This window comes from Variovorax sp. PAMC26660 (assembly GCF_014302995.1).
Lineage (GTDB): Bacteria > Pseudomonadota > Gammaproteobacteria > Burkholderiales > Burkholderiaceae_C > Variovorax.
Genome location: NZ_CP060295.1, coordinates 2,338,778 through 2,356,416, shown reverse-complemented (window position 1 = coordinate 2,356,416; position 17,639 = coordinate 2,338,778). Strand labels below are relative to the sequence as shown.

Annotated in this window: 19 protein-coding genes; 7 read left to right on the top strand and 12 right to left on the bottom strand. The window is 66.4% G+C overall.

All coding sequences use genetic code 11. The features are described from left to right. Together H7F35_RS11425 and H7F35_RS11420 are read right to left on the bottom strand one after the other, a co-directional pair. Window positions 1-606, bottom strand: coding sequence for a short chain dehydrogenase (locus tag H7F35_RS11425; protein ID WP_222622017.1), 606 nt, complete (start codon window positions 604-606; stop codon window positions 1-3). Next, entirely contained in the window at window positions 603-1,670 is a 1,068-nt protein-coding gene (locus tag H7F35_RS11420; RefSeq protein ID WP_187112970.1) for an aldo/keto reductase, read from the bottom strand. The genes H7F35_RS11425 and H7F35_RS11420 overlap by 4 nt, the downstream gene beginning before the upstream one ends. A gap of 128 nt (window positions 1,671-1,798) precedes the next feature. Between H7F35_RS11420 and H7F35_RS11415 the strand changes: the two genes are divergently transcribed. Beyond that, complete coding sequence (locus H7F35_RS11415) at window positions 1,799-2,773, top strand: LysR family transcriptional regulator (RefSeq protein WP_187112969.1); 975 nt, start codon at window positions 1,799-1,801, stop codon at window positions 2,771-2,773. On the opposite strand, the gene H7F35_RS11410 is transcribed toward H7F35_RS11415, so the two are convergent. The 3 genes from H7F35_RS11410 to H7F35_RS11400 all read right to left on the bottom strand — a co-directional run bounded on the left by H7F35_RS11410 (window position 2,715) and on the right by H7F35_RS11400 (window position 5,349). Continuing rightward, window positions 2,715-4,112 (bottom strand): aminopeptidase P N-terminal domain-containing protein, encoded by a 1,398-nt coding sequence (locus H7F35_RS11410; RefSeq protein WP_187112968.1) that lies wholly within the window; start codon window positions 4,110-4,112, stop codon window positions 2,715-2,717. The two genes, H7F35_RS11415 and H7F35_RS11410, sit on opposite strands and share 59 nt — an antisense overlap. Then, window positions 4,109-4,822: a nucleotidyltransferase family protein gene (locus H7F35_RS11405; RefSeq protein WP_187114244.1), complete on the bottom strand. Its 714-nt coding sequence runs from the start codon at window positions 4,820-4,822 to the stop codon at window positions 4,109-4,111. The genes H7F35_RS11410 and H7F35_RS11405 overlap by 4 nt, the downstream gene beginning before the upstream one ends. 146 nt (window positions 4,823-4,968) lie before the next feature. Further along, window positions 4,969-5,349: an S-adenosylmethionine decarboxylase family protein gene (locus H7F35_RS11400; protein ID WP_187112967.1), complete on the bottom strand. Its 381-nt coding sequence runs from the start codon at window positions 5,347-5,349 to the stop codon at window positions 4,969-4,971. A 145-nt stretch (window positions 5,350-5,494) separates the two neighbouring features. On the opposite strand from H7F35_RS11400, the gene H7F35_RS11395 reads away from it, so the two are divergent. From H7F35_RS11395 to H7F35_RS11385, 3 genes are all read left to right on the top strand, one after another. Next, complete coding sequence (locus H7F35_RS11395; RefSeq protein WP_187112966.1) at window positions 5,495-7,597, top strand: transketolase family protein; 2,103 nt, start codon at window positions 5,495-5,497, stop codon at window positions 7,595-7,597. 66 nt (window positions 7,598-7,663) lie between these two features. Beyond that, window positions 7,664-8,665: a type I glyceraldehyde-3-phosphate dehydrogenase gene (gene gap, locus H7F35_RS11390; RefSeq protein ID WP_187112965.1), complete on the top strand. Its 1,002-nt coding sequence runs from the start codon at window positions 7,664-7,666 to the stop codon at window positions 8,663-8,665. A 250-nt stretch (window positions 8,666-8,915) separates the two neighbouring features. Further along, complete coding sequence (locus H7F35_RS11385) at window positions 8,916-9,377, top strand: hypothetical protein (RefSeq protein ID WP_187112964.1); 462 nt, start codon at window positions 8,916-8,918, stop codon at window positions 9,375-9,377. Window positions 9,378-9,395: 18 nt separating this feature from the next. Here H7F35_RS11385 and H7F35_RS11380 read toward each other — a convergent pair whose 3' ends face one another. The 3 genes from H7F35_RS11380 to H7F35_RS11370 all read right to left on the bottom strand — a co-directional run bounded on the left by H7F35_RS11380 (window position 9,396) and on the right by H7F35_RS11370 (window position 11,025). Continuing rightward, window positions 9,396-10,001: a hypothetical protein gene (locus H7F35_RS11380; RefSeq protein ID WP_261803603.1), complete on the bottom strand. Its 606-nt coding sequence runs from the start codon at window positions 9,999-10,001 to the stop codon at window positions 9,396-9,398. A gap of 22 nt (window positions 10,002-10,023) precedes the next feature. Then, complete coding sequence (locus tag H7F35_RS11375) at window positions 10,024-10,617, bottom strand: hypothetical protein (RefSeq protein ID WP_187112963.1); 594 nt, start codon at window positions 10,615-10,617, stop codon at window positions 10,024-10,026. A 99-nt stretch (window positions 10,618-10,716) separates the two neighbouring features. Then, window positions 10,717-11,025: a putative quinol monooxygenase gene (locus H7F35_RS11370; RefSeq protein ID WP_187112962.1), complete on the bottom strand. Its 309-nt coding sequence runs from the start codon at window positions 11,023-11,025 to the stop codon at window positions 10,717-10,719. A gap of 142 nt (window positions 11,026-11,167) precedes the next feature. Between H7F35_RS11370 and H7F35_RS11365 the strand changes: the two genes are divergently transcribed. Together H7F35_RS11365 and H7F35_RS11360 are read left to right on the top strand one after the other, a co-directional pair. Then, the gene (locus tag H7F35_RS11365; protein ID WP_187112961.1) at window positions 11,168-12,496 is read left to right on the top strand and encodes an Nramp family divalent metal transporter; all 1,329 of its coding nucleotides are present in this window, start codon (window positions 11,168-11,170) and stop codon (window positions 12,494-12,496) included. Between the two features lie 120 nt (window positions 12,497-12,616). Further along, a complete protein-coding gene (locus tag H7F35_RS11360; protein WP_187112960.1) occupies window positions 12,617-12,907 on the top strand; it encodes a YciI family protein in 291 nt (96 codons plus the stop codon). Between the two features lie 7 nt (window positions 12,908-12,914). Here H7F35_RS11360 and H7F35_RS11355 read toward each other — a convergent pair whose 3' ends face one another. Both H7F35_RS11355 and H7F35_RS11350 read right to left on the bottom strand, forming a co-directional pair. After that, complete coding sequence (locus tag H7F35_RS11355) at window positions 12,915-13,973, bottom strand: pirin family protein (protein WP_187112959.1); 1,059 nt, start codon at window positions 13,971-13,973, stop codon at window positions 12,915-12,917. Window positions 13,974-14,128: 155 nt separating this feature from the next. Further along, window positions 14,129-14,551, bottom strand: a complete 423-nt coding sequence (locus tag H7F35_RS11350) for a VOC family protein (protein ID WP_187112958.1) — start codon at window positions 14,549-14,551, stop codon at window positions 14,129-14,131. Window positions 14,552-14,701: 150 nt separating this feature from the next. Between H7F35_RS11350 and H7F35_RS11345 the strand changes: the two genes are divergently transcribed. After that, the gene (locus H7F35_RS11345) at window positions 14,702-16,297 is read left to right on the top strand and encodes a CYTH and CHAD domain-containing protein (protein ID WP_187112957.1); all 1,596 of its coding nucleotides are present in this window, start codon (window positions 14,702-14,704) and stop codon (window positions 16,295-16,297) included. Here H7F35_RS11345 and H7F35_RS11340 read toward each other — a convergent pair. Beyond that, window positions 16,294-17,130 carry a DUF6216 family protein gene (locus tag H7F35_RS11340; RefSeq protein WP_187112956.1) on the bottom strand — a complete coding sequence of 279 codons (837 nt, stop codon included), beginning with the start codon at window positions 17,128-17,130 and terminating at the stop codon, window positions 16,294-16,296. The two genes, H7F35_RS11345 and H7F35_RS11340, sit on opposite strands and share 4 nt — an antisense overlap. Window positions 17,131-17,145: 15 nt before the next feature. Further along, window positions 17,146-17,622, bottom strand: a complete 477-nt coding sequence (locus H7F35_RS11335; protein ID WP_187112955.1) for a peptidylprolyl isomerase — start codon at window positions 17,620-17,622, stop codon at window positions 17,146-17,148. Window positions 17,623-17,639 lie beyond the last annotated feature (17 nt).

Sequence of the window (17,639 nt, the reverse complement as noted above, 5' to 3'; positions counted from 1 at the left end):
TCACGTGATGATGCGCAGGGCCTGCCCGCTCATCGCGCCTTCCACCGCCGCTACATAAAGCCGCGCCACCTCGTGCACCGGCGTGCCCCTCGGCCCTTGCAGGCCGAGCGCGTCCAGCGTCTCCTGCACCCAGCCGGGTGCCACCACATTCACGCGCAAGCCGCGCGGCAACTCCGGCGCGGCTTGCGCCACAAAGGCTTCCAGGCCCGCGTTCGCGAGTGCGCCCGCGCTGCCGCCCGGCAGCACGCCGTCGAAGCGGCCGCCGGTCAGCGTGACCGAACCGCCTTCACGCAGGCGTGTCGCCGCGCGTTGCAACAGTGCGATCTGTCCGAAGAGCTTGGCGTGCAGCGCCTGCGCCAGCCCTTCGTCCGACAGCGTGCCGAAGGGCGCGAGCGGCACGCTGGCCGCGGTGGACACGACGGCATCGATGTCGGGCACTGCGTCGAACAGCGCATCGATGGCGGCCGGCACGTCGAGATCGACACGCAGCAGCTGCGTGCCGTGGCGCGAGACCGCGATCACCTCATGGCGCTTGCCGAGTTCCGCCACCACGGCGCGGCCGATGGTGCCGCCCGCGCCGATCACCACGACCTTCAATCGCCTCACGCCGGGCGCCGCACCGAGCTGCCACCCGACAGCACGCCCTGCGTCATCGGCAGCGCCATGAAGTCGTGCGGGAAGCCCTTGGCGACGGCACTCACCGCATCGAGACGTTGCAGCGCATCGCTGTCGAGCACCACATCGAGCGCGCCCAGGTTGTCCTCGAACTGCGCGAAGGTGCGCGCGCCGATGATCGGCATGACCGTCGGTGCCGTGCGATGCAGCAGCCACGCCAGCGCGATCTGTGCCGGCGAGCGGTCCTGCTCCTTCGCGATCTGCGCCACGACATCCGCGATGTCGAGCGAGCGCGGCTGCAGCGCGCCATTGCCGGCCGCCACGTCCTTGCGCGTGCCGGTCACCCCCGCTTCGGCACTCTGCGTGTGGCCGAGGTCGGCGCGCGTGTACTTGCCCGTCAGCACACCGCTGCCCAGCGGCGACCAGGCCATCACGCCCAGGCCCAGCTCGTGCGCCATCGGCAGCAGCTCGCGCTCCACCGTGCGCTCGATCAGGCTGTGTTCGATCTGCAGCGCCACCAGTGGCGCCCAGCCGCGCAGGTCGGCCAGCGTCTGCATGCGTGCGACCTGCCAGGCCGGCGTGTCGGAGATGCCCGCGTAGAGCACCTTGCCCGAACGCACGAGGTCGTCGAAGGCGCGCATCACTTCGTCGATGGGCGTGAGGTTGTCCCAGATGTGCAGGTACAGCAGGTCGATGTAGTCGGTGCCCAGCCGCTGCAGGCTCGCTTCGACCGAGCGGATCATGTTGCGGCGATGGTTGCCGCCTGCGTTGGGGTTGCCCGGCTGCATGTTGAGCGAGTACTTGGTGGCCACGACGACCGAATCGCGCTTGCCGGCAATGAACTGGCCGAGCAGCTTTTCGGAGCTGCCGTTGGTATAGAAATTGGCGGTGTCGATGAAGTTGCCACCACGGTCCACGTAGGCGTCGAACATGCGACGCGATTCGCCGGCATCGGCGCCCCAGCCCCAGTCGCTGCCGAAGGTCATGGTGCCGAGCGACATCGGGCTGACGCGCAGGCCCGAGCGGCCGAGGGTGAGGTAGTTGTCGAGCTTCATGGTGAATGTCCTTTCGAGGTGCGGCGGTGCGGCTGCATCGCCAAGGCCTCGAAGGTAGTCGCGGCATTGCCTTGGAAAAAGCCCATCAGGATGGATGCTTTGTGAAGCCTGTCTTCATAATGAACCTCATGTCACCTGAACTGCTTCCCGCCATCGCCGCCTTTGCGCGGGTGGCGCATCACGCCAGCTTCACGCGCGCGGCGCAAGAACTGGGCGTGTCGCCTTCCGCGCTGTCGCAGACCGTGCGCGCGCTCGAACAGCGCCTGGGCGTGCGCCTGCTGGACCGCACCACGCGGCGCGTCGGCGTGACCGAGCTGGGGCAGCAGTTCCTCGATGGCGCACGTCCGGGGCTTGCCGCGCTGGCGCAGGCGGTCGAAGGCATCGACGAGGCGCGCGACAAGCCTGCTGGGCTGTTGCGCCTGAACGTCTCGCGCGTCGCGGCCGAGTTGCTGCTCTTCCCGCACATGGGCGATTTCGCCGACACCTACCCGGACATCACGCTCGAACTGGTCTGCGACAACCGCCTGGTCGAGCTGGTGGAAGGCGGCTTCGACGCCGGCATCCGCCTCGGCGAAAGCCTGGCGCAAGACGTGGTGGGTGTTCCGGTGGGCGGTCCGCTGCGCATGGTCACCTTTGCCTCGCCGCGCTACCTGAAGGGCCGCAAGCCGCCGCGCGTGCCGGAAGACCTGCGCGAGCACCGGTGCCTCAACTACCGCCTGACCACGGGCGGCCTCTATCGCTGGGAATACGCGCAGGACGGGCGCGTGCTGGACATCGCGCTGTCGGGTCCGCTGATCAGCAACGACAGCGAGGTGCTGCTGGCGGCGGCCCGCGCGGGTGCGGGCATCACCTCGGCCTTCGAGGGCGCGGTGCGCGACGACTTCGAGAGCGGCCGCCTCGTGCCGCTGCTCAAGCCCTGGTGGCCGACCTTTCCGGGCTTCTACCTGTACCACCCGAGCCGCGCGCAGATGCCGCGCAAGCTGCGGGTGTTCATCGACTTCCTGCAGGCGCGGCATGCGCCGCCGCCGGTGTCGCAGCGGGCCGTCAAGCTCGCATCAGCGCCTCGATCTCGTCCGCCTTCACCGGCACGCCGCGCGAAATGAGTTCGCAGCCGGTGGCGGTGACGATCGCGTCGTCCTCGATGCGGATGCCGATGTGGTGGAACTGCTCGGGCACGCCGTCGCCGGGGCGCACGTAGATGCCGGGCTCCAGCGTCAGCACCATGCCGGGATGCAGGATGCGGCTCGGCCGGTTCTTGATGACCTCGTTCGACAGCGGATCTTTTCGCTCGCTCACTTCGCCGACCTGCGTGGGCTCGACGTAGCTGCCGCAGTCGTGCACGTCCATGCCGAGCCAGTGGCCGGTGCGGTGCATGTAGAACTGGAAGTAGGCGCGCGAGTCGATCACGTCCTGCACGCCACCGACCTTGTCGGCGTCGAGCAGGCCCAGGTCGAGCATGCCCTGCGCCAGCACCTTCACGGCTGCATCGTGCGGGTCGTTGAAGCGGTTGCCAGCCTTGGTGACAGCGGCTGCTGCGTCCTGGCTCGCGAGCACGAGGTCGTACAGCGCGCGCTGCGGGCCGCTGAACTTGCCATCGGCCGGGAAGGTGCGGGTGATGTCGCTGGCGTAGCCGTCGAGTTCGCAGCCGGCGTCGATCAGCACCAGCTCGCCCTTGCGCACCGGCACGGCGGCGGCGCTGTAGTGCAGCACGCAGGCGTTGGCGCCGGCCGCGACGATGGAGCCGTAGGCGGGGTATTGCGAGCCGCCCAGGCGGAATTCATGCAGCAGTTCGGCGTCGAGGTGGTACTCGCGCACGTCCTTGCCCTCGCGCAGCATGCGGGCCGAGAGCTGCATTGCGCGGACATGGGCGCGGGCGCTGATCTGCGCGGCACGCCGCATGATGTCCTGCTCGTGCGCGTCCTTGAAGAGGCGCATCTCGTCGAGCGGGCCGCACAGGTCGCGCTGCTCCTCGGGGCACAGCGCGCCGTAGCGCACGCGCGCACGCACCGACTGCAGCCAGCCGTCGACGCGGGTTTCGAGCCCCTTGTGGATGGCGAACGGAAACCACACGGTCGCCCGGTTCTCAAGCAGCTTGGGCAGCTTCGCGTCGAGGTCGTCGACCGAGAAGGCCTCGTCGACGCGCAGCGCTGCGGGCGCCGCGTCGGGGCCGAGGCGATAGCCGTTCCAGATCTCGCGTTCCAGGTCCTTCGGCGCGCAGAACAGCGTGGCACGGCCGTCGCCTGCCAGCACCAGCCAGGCGTTGGGCTCGGTGAAGCCGGTCAGGTAGTAGAAGTAGCTGTCGTGCCGGTACAGGAAGTCGGTGTCGCGGTTGCGAGCGCGCTCGGGCGCGGTCGGAATGATCGCGATGCCGTCCTTGCCCAGTTGCGAAGCGAGGCGCGCGCGGCGCTCGGCGTAGATCGTGGTGGTGTCTGCTGAGGTCATCTTGGCGTGTTCAGTTGGGCGAGTCGTTCGGGCGTTCCCACATCGGTCCAGGGGCCGGTGTACAGCTCGGCGCTTGCCTGTTCATTGTCCATCGCGGCGCGCAGGATCGGCGCCAACGGGGCTTTGAGTCCCGCCGGGTTGCCGGGCGGGATGCTGCAGTACGGCGGCGCGAACAGCGCGGCGCGGTACAGGCCGATGGTCGAGAAGGTGAACTTCTCGTCGGCCGTGTCGTTGAGCGCAAGGCCCTCGGGCGACAGGCCGAAATCGCCCTTTGGGTTGTGCGCCGGATTCGGCACCAGCCACAGGTGCGCGAGCTTGCCGCTGGCGATGAAGCGATCGACCGACACCTGCGTGAAGGCAAAGTCCGGCGCGAACACGTCGCCGGCCGCGACCCAGAACACATCGCCCAGCAGGGGCAGCGCGCGCACGATGCCGCCCGCCGTTTCGAGTGCGCCGCCGAAGTCGCGGCCCTCGTCGGAGTATGAAATTGATAGCGCCGAGTGACCATTCAACAAAGGTTTCGGGCCGAAACGGCTCGAAACCTGCGCGCCCAGCCAGTCCGTGTTGACCACCAGCTCGGTGAAGCCGCCCGCGGCCAGCGCCTCCATCGGCCACTGCATCAGCGGCTTGCCGCGCACTTCGAGCAGCGGCTTGGGCGTGGTGTCGGTCAGCGGCCGCATGCGCTCGCCTCGGCCGGCGGCGAGGATCATGGCGCGCACGGAGGTCGAAGCCATGTTCACGGATCGGTCTTTTCGTGAAACACCGAGGAACCGGCTTTGCCGGGCCTCAGGTGTTGCCCCCGGTAGGGGGTAGGAGAAGCGACACGAAGTGCGCGGAGCCTGGGGGCGAGCTTCATTCACGCTGCGACGCGGCCGCGCTGCAGCTCGTTGCGTTCGCTGTGACGGGGCTGGAACAGCGCGATCAGCCCGTCCATCAGCGCGTGCGCCTTGGCCGAATGGTCACCGCTGAAATTGCAGACATACACGTCGAGCGTCACGCCGCGCTGCTCGGGCCAGGTGTGAATGCACAGGTGCGATTCGGCCAGCAGCAGCGTGGCCGTGACGCCGCCCGGCCCCTGCGAGGTGGCCGGAAACGCGTGGACCAGCTTGCCCACCGCCTGCAGTCCGGAGGCCGACACGGCCTTGGCGCAGACCGCGCCCAAAGCCGCGCTGTCGGTGAGCCATTGAAGACCGCATTGGCAGTCGTGGAGGTCGGCGGTGAGGTGCAGCCCATGCATGGGTGGCAACTCTAGCAGTCCGGCTGCCGCACAAGAACATCAGCGGGGTGTTGGGCCTGTATCGGCGCCGGCCTGGGCTCGCCCGGTAAAATCGCGGGTTCCCCCCTATCCCCTCCCACCCTTTTCCCCCGAAAGTCCCATGCCCATGGCAAACGAAGCCCTGATGGCCAACGCGATCCGCGCGCTGGCTATGGATGCCGTCCAACAAGCAAACTCCGGACATCCGGGTGCACCGATGGGCATGGCCGACATGGCCGTCGCACTCTGGGGCGACCACCTGCGCTACAACCCGGCCAACCCGCACTGGTTCGACCGCGACCGCTTCGTGCTCTCGAACGGCCACGCTTCGATGATGCTGTACGCGGTGCTGCACCTCACCGGCTACGACCTGCCGATGGAAGAAATCAAGCACTTCCGCCAACTGCACAGCAAGACCGCCGGCCACCCCGAAGTCGACGTGACCCCGGGCGTCGAAACCACCACCGGCCCGCTGGGCCAGGGCATCACCAATGCCGTGGGCTTCGCGCTGGCCGAGAAGCTGCTCGCCGCCGAGTTCAACCGCAAGAGCCACGCCATCGTCGACCACCACACCTACGCCTTCCTGGGCGACGGTTGCATGATGGAAGGCATCAGCCACGAAGCCTGCGCACTGGCCGGCGCCTGGCACCTGAACAAGCTGATCGCGCTGTATGACGACAACGGCATCAGCATCGACGGCCAAGTGAAGCCCTGGTACATCGACAACGTGGCCGAGCGCTTCCATGCCTATGGCTGGCACGTGATCGGCCCGATCGACGGCAACAACGCCAAGGAAGTGTCCAAGGCCATCGCCAAGGCCAAGCAATCGACCGACAAGCCCACGCTGATCAACTGCAAGACCGTCATCGGCAAGGGCAGCCCGAACCGCGCCGGCACCGCCAAGGCACACGGCGAAGCGCTCGGCGCCGAAGAAATCAAGCTGACCCGCGACGCCATCGACTGGCACTACGCGCCCTTCGAGATCCCGGCAGACGTGTACGCCGACTGGGACCACAAGGCCGAAGGCGCCAAGATCGAAGCCGCCTGGAACGACAAGTTCGCCGCCTACGCCGCTGCGTTCCCCGAACTCGCTTCCGAGTTCACCCGCCGCATGAAGGGCGAGCTGCCCAAGAACTTCCACCAGGTCGCCTTCGACACCGTGGTCGCCGCCCACACCAAGGCCGAGACTGTGGCCAGCCGCAAGGCCAGCCAGCTCGCGCTCGAAGCCTTCACGGCCGCGCTGCCCGAAATGCTCGGCGGCAGCGCCGACCTGACCGGCTCCAACCTCACCAACACCAAGAGCACGCCCGCCCTGCGCTTCGATCCGAAGACCGGCGCCGTGGTCATGAGCATGCCGGCCGTGGAAGCCAAGCAAGGCGCCGAAGACGAAGCCGCACCCGCTGCGCCGGCCGAAGCACCGCACGGCACCATCGGCCGCCACATCAACTATGGCGTGCGCGAGTTCGGCATGGCGGCCATCATGAACGGCGTGACGCTGCATGGCGGCTACATCCCCTACGGCGGCACCTTCCTCACTTTCAGCGACTACAGCCGCAACGCCATCCGCATGGCCGCGCTGATGAAGCGCCGCGTGATCCACGTGTTCACCCACGACTCCATCGGCCTGGGCGAAGACGGCCCGACGCACCAGTCGATCGAGCACGCCGCGTCGCTGCGCCTGATCCCGAACCTGGACGTCTGGCGTCCGGGCGACACGGCCGAAACCGCCGTGGCCTGGGCCGTGGCGCTGCAGAACCAGACGCGCCCGACCGCCATGCTGCTGAGCCGCCAGAACATCGCCTACGCCGCGAAGTCGGAGCTGGGCGACATCAGCCGCGGCGCCTACGTGCTGTCCGAGCCTGAAGCCGTCGGCCTCAAGAGCAAGAAGACCGTTGCCGTCATCATTGCCACCGGCTCCGAAGTGCAGCTCGCACTGGCCGCGCAGAAGCTGCTGGCCGAAAAGAAGATCGCCGTGCGCGTGGTGTCGATGCCCTCGACCACCACCTTCGACCGCCAGGACATCGCCTACAAGAAGGCCGTGCTGCCCAAGAAGCTGCCGCGCATCGCCGTCGAAATGGGCTGCACTGGCGGCTGGTGGAAGTACGGCTGTGCGGCCGTCGTCGGCATCGACACCTACGGCGAGTCGGCACCGGCACCGGAGCTGTTCAAGTATTTCGGATTCACGGCAGAGAACGTCGCTGCCACGGTCGAAGCCGCGCTGCGCGGCTGAGTCGCGGCAGGCGTTTCTTCTTCCCGTTCGTTCACAACAAGTTTTCAACCTTCAGGAGCAAGTCAGATGGCTATCAAACTCGGTATCAACGGCTTCGGCCGCATCGGTCGCAACGTGCTGCGCGCAGCGGTGCAGAACTTCAAGAACGACATCGAAATCGTTGCCATCAACGACTTGCTCGAGCCCGAATACCTGGCCTACATGCTCCAGTACGACTCGGTGCATGGCCGCTTCAAGGGCGAAGTGACTGTTGAAGGCAACACGCTGATCGTCAACGGCAAGAAGATCCGCCTGACGCAAGAGCGCGACCCGTCGCAACTGAAGTGGAACGAAGTCGGCGCCGACATCGTGCTCGAATCCACCGGCCTGTTCCTCACCAAGGAAACGGCACAGAAGCACATCGACGCGGGCGCCAAGAAGGTCATCTTGTCGGCACCCTCGAAGGACGACACCCCCATGTTCGTCTATGGCGTGAACGACAAGAAGTACGCCGGCGAAGCCATCATCAGCAACGCCAGCTGCACCACCAACTGCCTGGCCCCGCTGGCCAAGGTGCTGCACGACAAGTGGGGCATCAAGCGCGGCCTGATGACCACCGTGCACGCTGCCACCGCCACGCAAAAGACGGTGGATGGCCCGAGCAACAAGGACTGGCGCGGCGGCCGCGGCATCCTGGAAAACATCATTCCGTCGAGCACTGGCGCCGCCAAGGCTGTGGGCGTGGTGATCCCCGAGCTCAACAAGAAGCTCACCGGCATGAGCTTCCGCGTGCCGACCTCCGACGTGTCGGTGGTCGACCTCGTGGTCGAGCTCGAGAAGGAAGCCACGTACAAGGAAATCTGCGCCGAAATGAAGGCACAGAGCGAAGGCGCGCTCAAGGGCGTGCTGGGCTACACGGAAGACAAGGTGGTTGCCACCGACTTCCGCGGCGACCCGCGCACCTCGATCTTCGACGCCGAAGCCGGCATTGCACTGGACAGCACCTTCGTGAAGCTCGTGAGCTGGTACGACAACGAATGGGGCTACTCGAACAAGTGCCTGGAGATGGTGAAGGTCGTGTCGAAGTAAGACTTCGCGGCTCAAACAAAAAAAGCGCCCGAGGGCGCTTTTTTCATGAGCGGTCCACTGACGTTCGAACGCCTCCTAGAATCGAATAACAATTTCTTACGAGGAGAAACGAGTGATTAGAAAACTGGTTTGCATCGGTGTAGGCGCCTTCTTGATGGTTGGCTGTGCCCACAGAGCAGAAGTCGGGAGCACGTCGGCGGCGTACGAAGTGCGTCGCGACAGGGTTCAACAGACTAAGGCCTATGTTGCCGTGTCCGGAGATCTGGCCAATCTCGAGAAAGTCGTCAAGCCAGGACAGATCTGCGGCGCACACAACTATCCCCTCAGCGTGGGGCCTGCCATCAAGACGTCCATCGTGCGGACCGTCTCTGCGGCGCACCAGTCGGTGGTGCCGGTCCAGACCTCCGGCGAGTCCGGCAAGGACGGGATCCTCTACACCTTCGCGCTCGATGACTTCAATCCGCGGCTGCGTTTTCAGCCAGGCTTCTTCGGCGCCACTGCAGATGCGAGCGTTGAAATCTCCATCAGGACTACTGCGGTGTCACCTGAAGGGCGAGAGCTTGCAACCACGACGGTTCGTGGCTTCGGCCAGGAGTCCGTAGAGGGCGACTGTCCCGCGGGCGCGGAAGCACTGAGCAAGGCGACGGAGAAAGCTGTGCGCGTGTCGCTCGAGAATTTCGTTGCACGGGTGATCAACCAGCGTCTGGACTGATGTCTGGGAACGGGAAGCTCAACGCAGCTTCTCGTCCCTGCGAATCTCGCTGCTCAACTGCGACGTCAACCGCGTCGCAGCCCTTCGCGCGGCCAGCCCGAAGTCGCCCTTGAACTCGCCGAACTCCGCCGTGCCGTTGCCCGTTGCGCGCACGCGCGTCACCTCCGCACCTGCGGCATCGGTCACCACGCACGAGACCTCGGCCGTGAACGACGTTGGTGGCCAGCTGATGAAAGAAGTCGAGCTGGAGTCCGTCTTGATGCGCGGCGTGAACACCAGCGACACGCCCGCGGCCTCGTTCGCCTTCGCGTCGCCGGCAGTGCGCAGCACCACCACGTCGCGGTACACCGCACGCAGCGCATCGCGGATCGACTTCTCCAGATCGCGGTAGGGGTAGTAGCTCACGCGGTCGCCGCTGCCACCGGGCGTGATCACCTCCACATCGCGCTCGGCATCGGTCATCACGTAGGCCACCTTCTTCGGAATCAGGTGTGCCTGCGCCCGTGGAGGCGCGGTCTCGGTGATCATCGTGATCGGATGGACGCAGCCTGCAAGCAGGGCCACCAGCGCGGTGGTGGCTGCCAGCCGCACCGTTGCCCAAAGAAGAGAAGATCCCATCGTCATTCGTGCCTCCGGGCCTGTGGCGTCAGCGGCCGATGGCGGCCACGAACTGCGGGTCGGCATACACCTCGCGCAGCAGGGCGCGCACGAGGCGCGGATACGCCGCCTGCCCGGCGGGCACGGCCACGATGTTGGCGTAGCTCGAATCGAAGGCGGTCTGTGCGCGGTAGGTCTTGCTCAGGCGCTGCGTGGCGTCGCGCGTGACGGTCACCTCGACGTCCATGCGCCCGGTGCCGTTGACGATGCCCAGGTCGATGTCGTTCACCAGAATGCGCGCGGCGATGCGTGTCGACGCCTTCGGGTCATAGGCCGATATCTCGCCGAGGTCACGCATCAGCGCGTCTTCGAGGTACTGCGCGAAGCTGCCGCTGGGTGACACCAGCTTTGCGCGGCGCAGGCCCAGCGTGTTGACCTTGTCTTGCGGATCGACGGGTTGGGCCTTCGCGACGGCGACCATGCCGGGCCGGGTGGCTTCGAGCCGGTCGAGCGCTTCGTAGTCGGCCGCATAGGGCGGCGCCATGAGTGGTGCGCAACCGGCCGTCAGGAAGGCGGTGGCCAGCACGCCGAATGCGATGCCGAAAGCGCGCGAGCGGAAATCATGCGAACGAAAGATCGCCATGCCGGTGGCCTCCTCTGCGTGATGCCTGCTCCCCGGCGCGACGGTAGCACGCATCCCGCCGCGCGCGAAGGCACGCGCGGGTGCGAGCGGGGCGTGGGCTCAGACCGGTTCGAGCACGTGAATCAGCTTGGCCGCCGTCAGTTCCTTCGTCTTCGCGCTGTGCGCCACCATGTGCGGTGCCACGGCGTGCGCTTGCAGGTGGGCCAGCGTTTCCCACTTCTCGACCACGACGAAGGTATCGGGGCCGAAGCTGGCCTTCGACGGCGGAACGCCTTGCGCATCGACCGTGGCGGCAAATTCGATGCAGCCTGCTTCGGCGAGCACGGCCGCGCGGTTGGCGGCGAAGGCTTCGAGCAGTGCGGCGCGCTGGCCCGGCTTGGCGGTGATGACGGCAAGGACGTGGATCATTGAAAAAGTCTCCGGTGCAGGTAGGTGAACAGACAGATGGATACGGCTGTCGAATCTAAGAGATCGGGCGCTTGCGCGTGGGTCCGGTCCGCGACAACCGCACCGCCCCATCGATTCGCGACGCGCCCCTATCATCGCCCGCATGTTCTTCCCGCTGCCGCGCAAGGCCACCGCGCCCTTCTGCCCTTCCGAGGTCAAGGGCAGCGTGGCGGTGCCGCAGGATCTGCCCTTCTTTCGCAAGTTGCTGCGCTACGCGGGCCCGGGGCTGCTGGTGTCGGTCGGCTACATGGACCCGGGCAACTGGGCCACCGACATCGAGGCCGGATCGAAGTTCGGCTACGGCCTGCTCTTCGTGGTGCTGCTCGCGAGCCTCGCGGCCATGTTGCTGCAAACGCTGTGCGTGCGGCTCGGGCTGGTCACGCAGAAAGACCTGGCGCGTGCGTGCCGCGCGCATTACTCGCCGCGCGTCAACCGCCTGCTGTGGCTCGGTGCCGAGCTGGCCATCGTGGCCTGCGACCTCGCCGAGGTGCTGGGCAGCGCGCTGGCGCTGCATCTGCTGTTCGGCGTGTCGATCCCGGTCGGCATCGGCATCACGGCCTTCGACACCTTGCTGGTGCTGGGCCTGCAGGGCGCGGGCTTTCGCCGCGTCGAGGCCATCGTGCTCGGGCTGGTGGGCACCATCGCCGGCTGCTTCATCGTCGAGCTGGCAATGGCCCCGCCCAACTGGTTCGGCGTGGCGATGGGCTTCGGCCCCAGCCTGGAGCGGCTGCAGCAGCCGGGCGCGCTGTACCTGGCCATCGGCATCGTCGGCGCGACCGTGATGCCGCACAACCTGTACCTGCATTCGTCCATCGTGCAGACGCGGCTGATCGCCGACACCGATGCGGCCCGGCACGAGGCGGTGCGCTTCTGCACGCTCGACGCGGTGGTGTCGCTGTCGCTCGCGCTGCTGGTCAACGCGGCGATCATGGTGCTGGCGGCCAGTGCCTTCCATGCCACGGGCCACCGCGAAGTGACCGAGATCGACGATGCCTACCGCCTCATCGAGCCCATCGTCGGCAGCGCGCTCGCGGCCACGCTGTTCGGCATTGCGCTGCTGGCCTCGGGGCAAAGCTCGACCTTCACCGGCACCATCGCGGGCCAGCTCATCATGGAAGGTTTTCTGGACCTGAAGATCCCGTGCTGGCAGCGCCGGCTGATCACGCGGGGGCTCGCACTGGGCCCGGCCTTTCTGGGCGTCTGGTGGTTCGGCGATGGTGGCGTGGGCAAGATGCTGGTGCTCAGCCAGGTGGTGCTGAGCTTCCAGTTGCCGTTCGCGATGTGGCCGCTGATCCGCTTCACCAGCAACCGCCAGATGATGGGCGGCTTTGCCAATGGGCCGGTGCGGAAGGGGCTGGCGTGGCTGCTGTTCGGCGCGATCAGCGCGGCCAATGTGTGGCTGGTGGCGTCGGTGCTCGTCGGCGGCGTGTAGGCGAAGCACGACGCCGGGTCAACCGCCGTAGGCACAGTTACCTGCCAGACACACACGCGCCCGGCAGTCGCCCTGCTCAGGCCATAGGATCGGGGCTTCCGCACTACCCGCGATCCCGCCATGTTCATCGTCACCCTCACCTACATCCGCCCGCTCGAAGAACTCGACGCGCTGATGGACGCGCACCTCACCTGGCTCAAGAAGCACTACGCCAGCGGCCTGTTCGTGGCCTCGGGTCGACAGGTGCCGCGCAAGGGCGGCGTGATCCTTGCGCGCTCCGGCGATCGGGACGGGCTCGACGCCGTGCTTGCGCGCGATCCGTTCGTGCAGAACGGCGTCGCACGCACCGACGTGATCGAGTTCATTCCCAGCATGACCGCCTTGAGCGTCGAAGTCCTCAAGACGTTCTGACGCGCGCCTAAGCCGCAGGAATTTCCTCGCGCCCGCCCGGATGCCGCGCAAAGCGCGCCGCATCGTGCGCGTGCACCGGCGCCGAATCGTCCCAGGGCCAGCCGCCGAACTGGGTGCGGCGGTAGTCGGCCATGGTCTGGCTGATCTCGGCCTGCGTGTTCATCACGAAGGGGCCGTACTGCGCCACCGGCTCGGCGATCGGGCGGCCCTGCAGCACCAGGAACTCGCTGGCTTCGTCGTTGCCGTTGGCAATTTCCACGTCTGCATTCGCGCGCAGCTCGATGGCGGCCGGGCCTTCCACACGCTGGCCGGCGATGTGCGCCACCGCGCCCTTGAAGAAATACAGCATGCGCCGCGTGCCCTCGCCCGTGGCGGCGGGCAGCGTCCATTGGGCGCCGGGCGTCATCTTGATGGTCCAGATCGCCACGTCGGCATCGGCCTGCGAAGCCCACGAGTCGGGCGGCGGTGCGAGCGGCTGGATCGGGTCTTGTCCGTTGGCGGCGTCGCCCAGGCGGCCCGCGATCACTGCGACGTCGGTGCGGCCGCCCTTCGCGTCGTCGGAGGCGAAGCGTGGGATCGCATCCGACCAGAACATGGTGAAGTGCGGCTCGGCCATCTTGTTCTTCGCCGGCAGGTTCAGCCAGATCTGGAACAGCTCCAGCGGATTCGGCGCGCCCGCGTCGAGCAGCGGGAACATCTCCGAATGCACGATGCCCTTGCCGGCCGTGAGCCACTGCACATCACCGCCGCCGAAGCGCGCGGTGGCGCCCAGCGAGTCGGAGTGATCGACCAGCCCCTTGCGCACGATGGTCACCGTCTCGAAGCCGCGATGCGGGTGCGAGGGAAAGCCCGGCACCGTGTCGCCGTGGTACATGCTCCAGCCGTCCTTGCGGCTGAAGTCCTGGCCGATCTGGCGCCCGGCCAGCGAGGCCTGCGGTCCCATCTGCCCATTGGCCTTCGGGTACGCGTCGTCGTGATAGACGCAGAACAGGAACGGGTCGATCGTCTGCCACGGAAAACCGAGGGGTGCGATCTGGACGATGGGGCTCTTGTTGTTGTCGGACATGCTGCTATTCCTTTCCGGGTGGGGCGCGGCCAATGATGCCGTGCCAGTGGATGGAATATCGGGGCGGCGGCGCCTTCCGGTAGGCACCGTCCGTGCAACAGTGAAGAGCGCGTATGGAACGATGGGCATCGTTCGGGGTCTTCAGCCGCGTGGCGTCACGGGTTCTGGTGCGTCACGACGGCGTTCGGGTCCATGTACATCAGCTCCCACAGGTGGCCGTCGATGTCCTGGAAACCGTGGCCGTACATGAAGCCGTAGTCCTGCGGTTCGCGCGGCACCGTGCCGCCGGCGGCCACCGCCTTGGCGACCATCGCATCGACCTCGGCGCGGCTCTCGCACGAGAGGCACACCAGCACCTCGGTGCTCGTGCGGGTGTCGGTGATGCTCTTGGTGGTGAAGGTCTTGAAGAAGTCCTCGACCAGCAGCATCGCGAAGATGCTGTCCTTCTCGATCACCATGCACGCGGCATTCGCGTCGGTGAATTGCGCGTTGAAGGAGTAGCCCAGCGCGGCAAAGAATGCCTTGGTCTTGTCGAGGTTCTTGACGGGAAGGTTCACGAAAATCTGTTTGTTGGCCATGAGGTTTTCCTGGTTCGATGAAGGTGAAGTCGGCGTTTTTGCAAGGTCTTGTGTACGCCGTCCACAAAAGATATCAAAGAAAATGGACGGCGTCCACATGATTTTTGAATCGCTTGCGCGGTCAGGGTGTGGGGAAAAAGACGGGGCATCATGGCCACCATGGAAATCGAGTTCAAGTTCTGCATTCCCGCCGACCGCCTGAAGGCCGTCGAAGCCGCCTTGCGGCGCGGCACCGTGGTCCGCACCCGCCTGCAGGCCCGTTATTTCGATACCGCCGACCAGCAGCTCGCCGCGCACGGCATGGTGCTGCGGCTGCGCAAGGAGGGGCGGCGCTGGGTGCAGACCGTCAAGGCCACGGGCGACAACGCGCTGCATCGGCTGGAGCACAACGTCGACCTGGGTGCGGCCAGCGCGACACCCGATATCGATCCGCAACGTCACCAGGGCACGCCGGTCGGCGACCGGCTCACCCAGCTGCTGGCCGATGGCGGCGCGCCGCTGGTCGAGCGGCAATCGACCGACATCGTGCGGCTCACGCGCGACGTGCGCGTCAGCGGGCCCGGCGGCGCGATCGTGGAGATGGCGCTCGACGTCGGCAAGGTCGTCGCCCATGCGGGCACGCCCGAGCAGCGCGAATCGCCCGTGTGCGAGCTGGAGCTGGAACTCAAGCGTGGCGATGTGCAGGGGCTGGTGTCGCTCTCACGCCGCTGGTCACAGCAGCACGGGCTGTGGTTCAGCACCGTCTCGAAGGCCGAGCGCGGCGCGCGCCTGCTGGCCGCGCAGGACATCGTGCCCGCCGTGAAAGCCGAGGCGCCGCGCTTCGCCACACAGCATCCCGACGGCCGCGCCATCCAGCAGGCCGTGGTCGCGTCCTGCCTGGCGCAGATGCTGCCCAATGCCAGCGAGATCGCGGCCGGCAGCACCGACGAAGAGCAGATCCACCAACTGCGCATCGGCATCCGGCGCCTGCGCACCGCGCTGCGCGAACTGGCGGGGCTCGACGTAGCCTCGGGCCTGTTCGATGCCGGTGAATGGGAGCCGCCGCTGGTCGACGCCTTCCGCGCGCTCGGCGCCCTGCGCGACCGCGAACAGGTCGTGAAGCTGGCGCAGCCGCAACTGCGCGATGCGGGCGCGCCGGACTTCGATCCGCTGGCTGGCGACGACACGGCCGCCCGTGGGCCGTCGCCCGGTGATGCGGTGCGTGCGCCGGCATTTCAAAGCGTGCTGGTTTCGCTGATCGGATTCACGGCCGCCGGATCTGCGGAGGCCGCGCCGACGCACAACGCCGAAGAAGCCCCCGAAACCCCGTCAGTGCCCGCTCCGATGAGCGCTGACGACGCCTACCGATTGCTGCGCAAGCGCCTGCAGCATCTGCACAAACAGGCTGTGCGCGACGGTGCCCGCTTCGAGTCACTGGACACCGAAAGCCAGCACCGCGTGCGCAAGCGGCTCAAGCGCCTGCGCTACCTCGCCGAGTTCATCGCGCCGCTGTTCGACGCGGAGGGAAAGTCGTCGTCAGCCGCCGAGCGCTACCTGAAGCACCTGCGCCCCGCGCAGGACGCGCTGGGCGAGTTCAATGACGAAGCCGTCGCGCTCGCGCTCTACCGCGAAGCCGCGGCGCGCGATGGGCGTGCGTGGTTTGCGGTCGGCTGGTTCAGCGCGAGGCATGCGGTCCATGCGAAGACATGCCGCAAGGCGCTGGGCGGGATTGAGGAGGCACCGCGGTTCTGGAAGAAGGGCGACTAGCTGCCTAGATCCAAGATCAACTGAGATCCTGGGAGCGATGGATCGATGTGGCGCCTCGCGAGGTTATGGGCGGCGAATCCGGCCGCCCAAGCAAAGAAGCCGATCCATGAAAGCCACAGGGCGAACACAATCAACATCACCAAAGCCCAGCGCTGATCGCTCAGCGCCTTTCTCATGAATTCGGGAGCGGTCTCTGACTTCAGAACGCCGCAAAGAACGCCGACCTCCTGTTCAGTGAACATCGTACGCGCTGCATTCGCACTCGCAGCTTGCGAGCAGTCGGCGACCCGTAATGCGTTCGCTGTGAGAGGCCAAAACGGCGTCGCTTCATTTGCGCTCCCCCAGAAATGCCGCTGTGTGCTGTTGAGCGTTAGAAGCGGCTTCGACGAGGAGAGGCTTACCACGCTGACGAAGCCGATTGTCACCGCCGTAAAAAGTCCGACGAGTCTCCAAGCCTGAGAAAACCGCGACGGCAGCTTGTGGACCTTGATCTGGCGAAGCTCTGGATCGAAGAGTTCTCCGCACACGCTCAACGTGCGCATCTGCACCCCATTTAGTTTCGTCCACTCAATCAGCTGGTGCGCCGCCTCCAGGCTGGTGACCGGCACGCCCGAAAACATGCGAAATGAAATCAGGCTTGTTTGCTCGTCGACGAATGCGCGGACTTCCGGGTCGGAAATCTCCTGCTTCCCATGAACCAACTGCCACAGGCGGCTGATCAGTACATGGCGTGATTCGGTGCGCCAGACAACCCATAGAAAAGCGGCCCCGATGAGCAAGGGCGCGACGACGCCGAAAACGCTGGAGATGTTGGAAGCGTTGGGGAAATCCATGACCTAGGCTACAGGTCAGTGGTGGTGCCCGTGCGCCCCATGCACATGCTTGTGCTCGATTTCCACTGGCAGCGCCGCGCGCACGTCCGTCACCTGCAGGCTGAAGCGCAGCGCCTTGCCGGCCCACGGATGGTTGCCGTCGAGCAGCACGACCGGGCCCTTGATCTTCATCACGGTGAACACATGCTCGGTGCCGTCGTCGAGTCGGCCCTGCAGTTGACCGCCGACCTTCACGCCCGGCGGAAACTCGGCCTTGGGGATGCTGCGCGCCAGCGCCTCATCGCGCTGGCCGAAGGCGTCTTCGGGCGAGAGGTCCACCACGGTCTGGTAGCCCTTCTCCTTGCCATCGAGCGCTTCCTCGATCTTGGGCAGCGTGTTCTCGTAGCCGCCATGCAGGTAGGCCATCGGCTCGGGGCTGGCTTCGATGAGCTTGCCCTGGGCGTCCGAGACTTTGTACTTGATGGTGACGACGGTGTCTTTTTCGATTTTCATGGGGTCGCATTTTCAGT

What these genes read in the sequence shown, in the direction of transcription:
- H7F35_RS11420 (WP_187112970.1), bottom strand. Translation starts at nt 1,670, where the DNA reads ATGAAGCTCGACAACTACCTCACCCTCGGCCGCTCGGGCCTGCGCGTC.
- H7F35_RS11415 (WP_187112969.1), top strand. Translation starts at nt 1,799, where the DNA reads ATGTCACCTGAACTGCTTCCCGCCATCGCCGCCTTTGCGCGGGTGGCG.
- H7F35_RS11410 (WP_187112968.1), bottom strand. Translation starts at nt 4,112, where the DNA reads ATGACCTCAGCAGACACCACCACGATCTACGCCGAGCGCCGCGCGCGC.
- H7F35_RS11405 (WP_187114244.1), bottom strand. Translation starts at nt 4,822, where the DNA reads ATGATCCTCGCCGCCGGCCGAGGCGAGCGCATGCGGCCGCTGACCGAC.
- H7F35_RS11400 (WP_187112967.1), bottom strand. Translation starts at nt 5,349, where the DNA reads ATGCATGGGCTGCACCTCACCGCCGACCTCCACGACTGCCAATGCGGT.
- H7F35_RS11395 (WP_187112966.1), top strand. Translation starts at nt 5,495, where the DNA reads ATGGCAAACGAAGCCCTGATGGCCAACGCGATCCGCGCGCTGGCTATG.
- gap (WP_187112965.1), top strand. Translation starts at nt 7,664, where the DNA reads ATGGCTATCAAACTCGGTATCAACGGCTTCGGCCGCATCGGTCGCAAC.
- H7F35_RS11380 (WP_261803603.1), bottom strand. Translation starts at nt 10,001, where the DNA reads ATGACGATGGGATCTTCTCTTCTTTGGGCAACGGTGCGGCTGGCAGCC.
- H7F35_RS11375 (WP_187112963.1), bottom strand. Translation starts at nt 10,617, where the DNA reads ATGGCGATCTTTCGTTCGCATGATTTCCGCTCGCGCGCTTTCGGCATC.
- H7F35_RS11370 (WP_187112962.1), bottom strand. Translation starts at nt 11,025, where the DNA reads ATGATCCACGTCCTTGCCGTCATCACCGCCAAGCCGGGCCAGCGCGCC.
- H7F35_RS11365 (WP_187112961.1), top strand. Translation starts at nt 11,168, where the DNA reads ATGTTCTTCCCGCTGCCGCGCAAGGCCACCGCGCCCTTCTGCCCTTCC.
- H7F35_RS11360 (WP_187112960.1), top strand. Translation starts at nt 12,617, where the DNA reads ATGTTCATCGTCACCCTCACCTACATCCGCCCGCTCGAAGAACTCGAC.
- H7F35_RS11355 (WP_187112959.1), bottom strand. Translation starts at nt 13,973, where the DNA reads ATGTCCGACAACAACAAGAGCCCCATCGTCCAGATCGCACCCCTCGGT.
- H7F35_RS11350 (WP_187112958.1), bottom strand. Translation starts at nt 14,551, where the DNA reads ATGGCCAACAAACAGATTTTCGTGAACCTTCCCGTCAAGAACCTCGAC.
- H7F35_RS11345 (WP_187112957.1), top strand. Translation starts at nt 14,702, where the DNA reads ATGGCCACCATGGAAATCGAGTTCAAGTTCTGCATTCCCGCCGACCGC.
- H7F35_RS11340 (WP_187112956.1), bottom strand. Translation starts at nt 17,130, where the DNA reads ATGGATTTCCCCAACGCTTCCAACATCTCCAGCGTTTTCGGCGTCGTC.
- H7F35_RS11335 (WP_187112955.1), bottom strand. Translation starts at nt 17,622, where the DNA reads ATGAAAATCGAAAAAGACACCGTCGTCACCATCAAGTACAAAGTCTCG.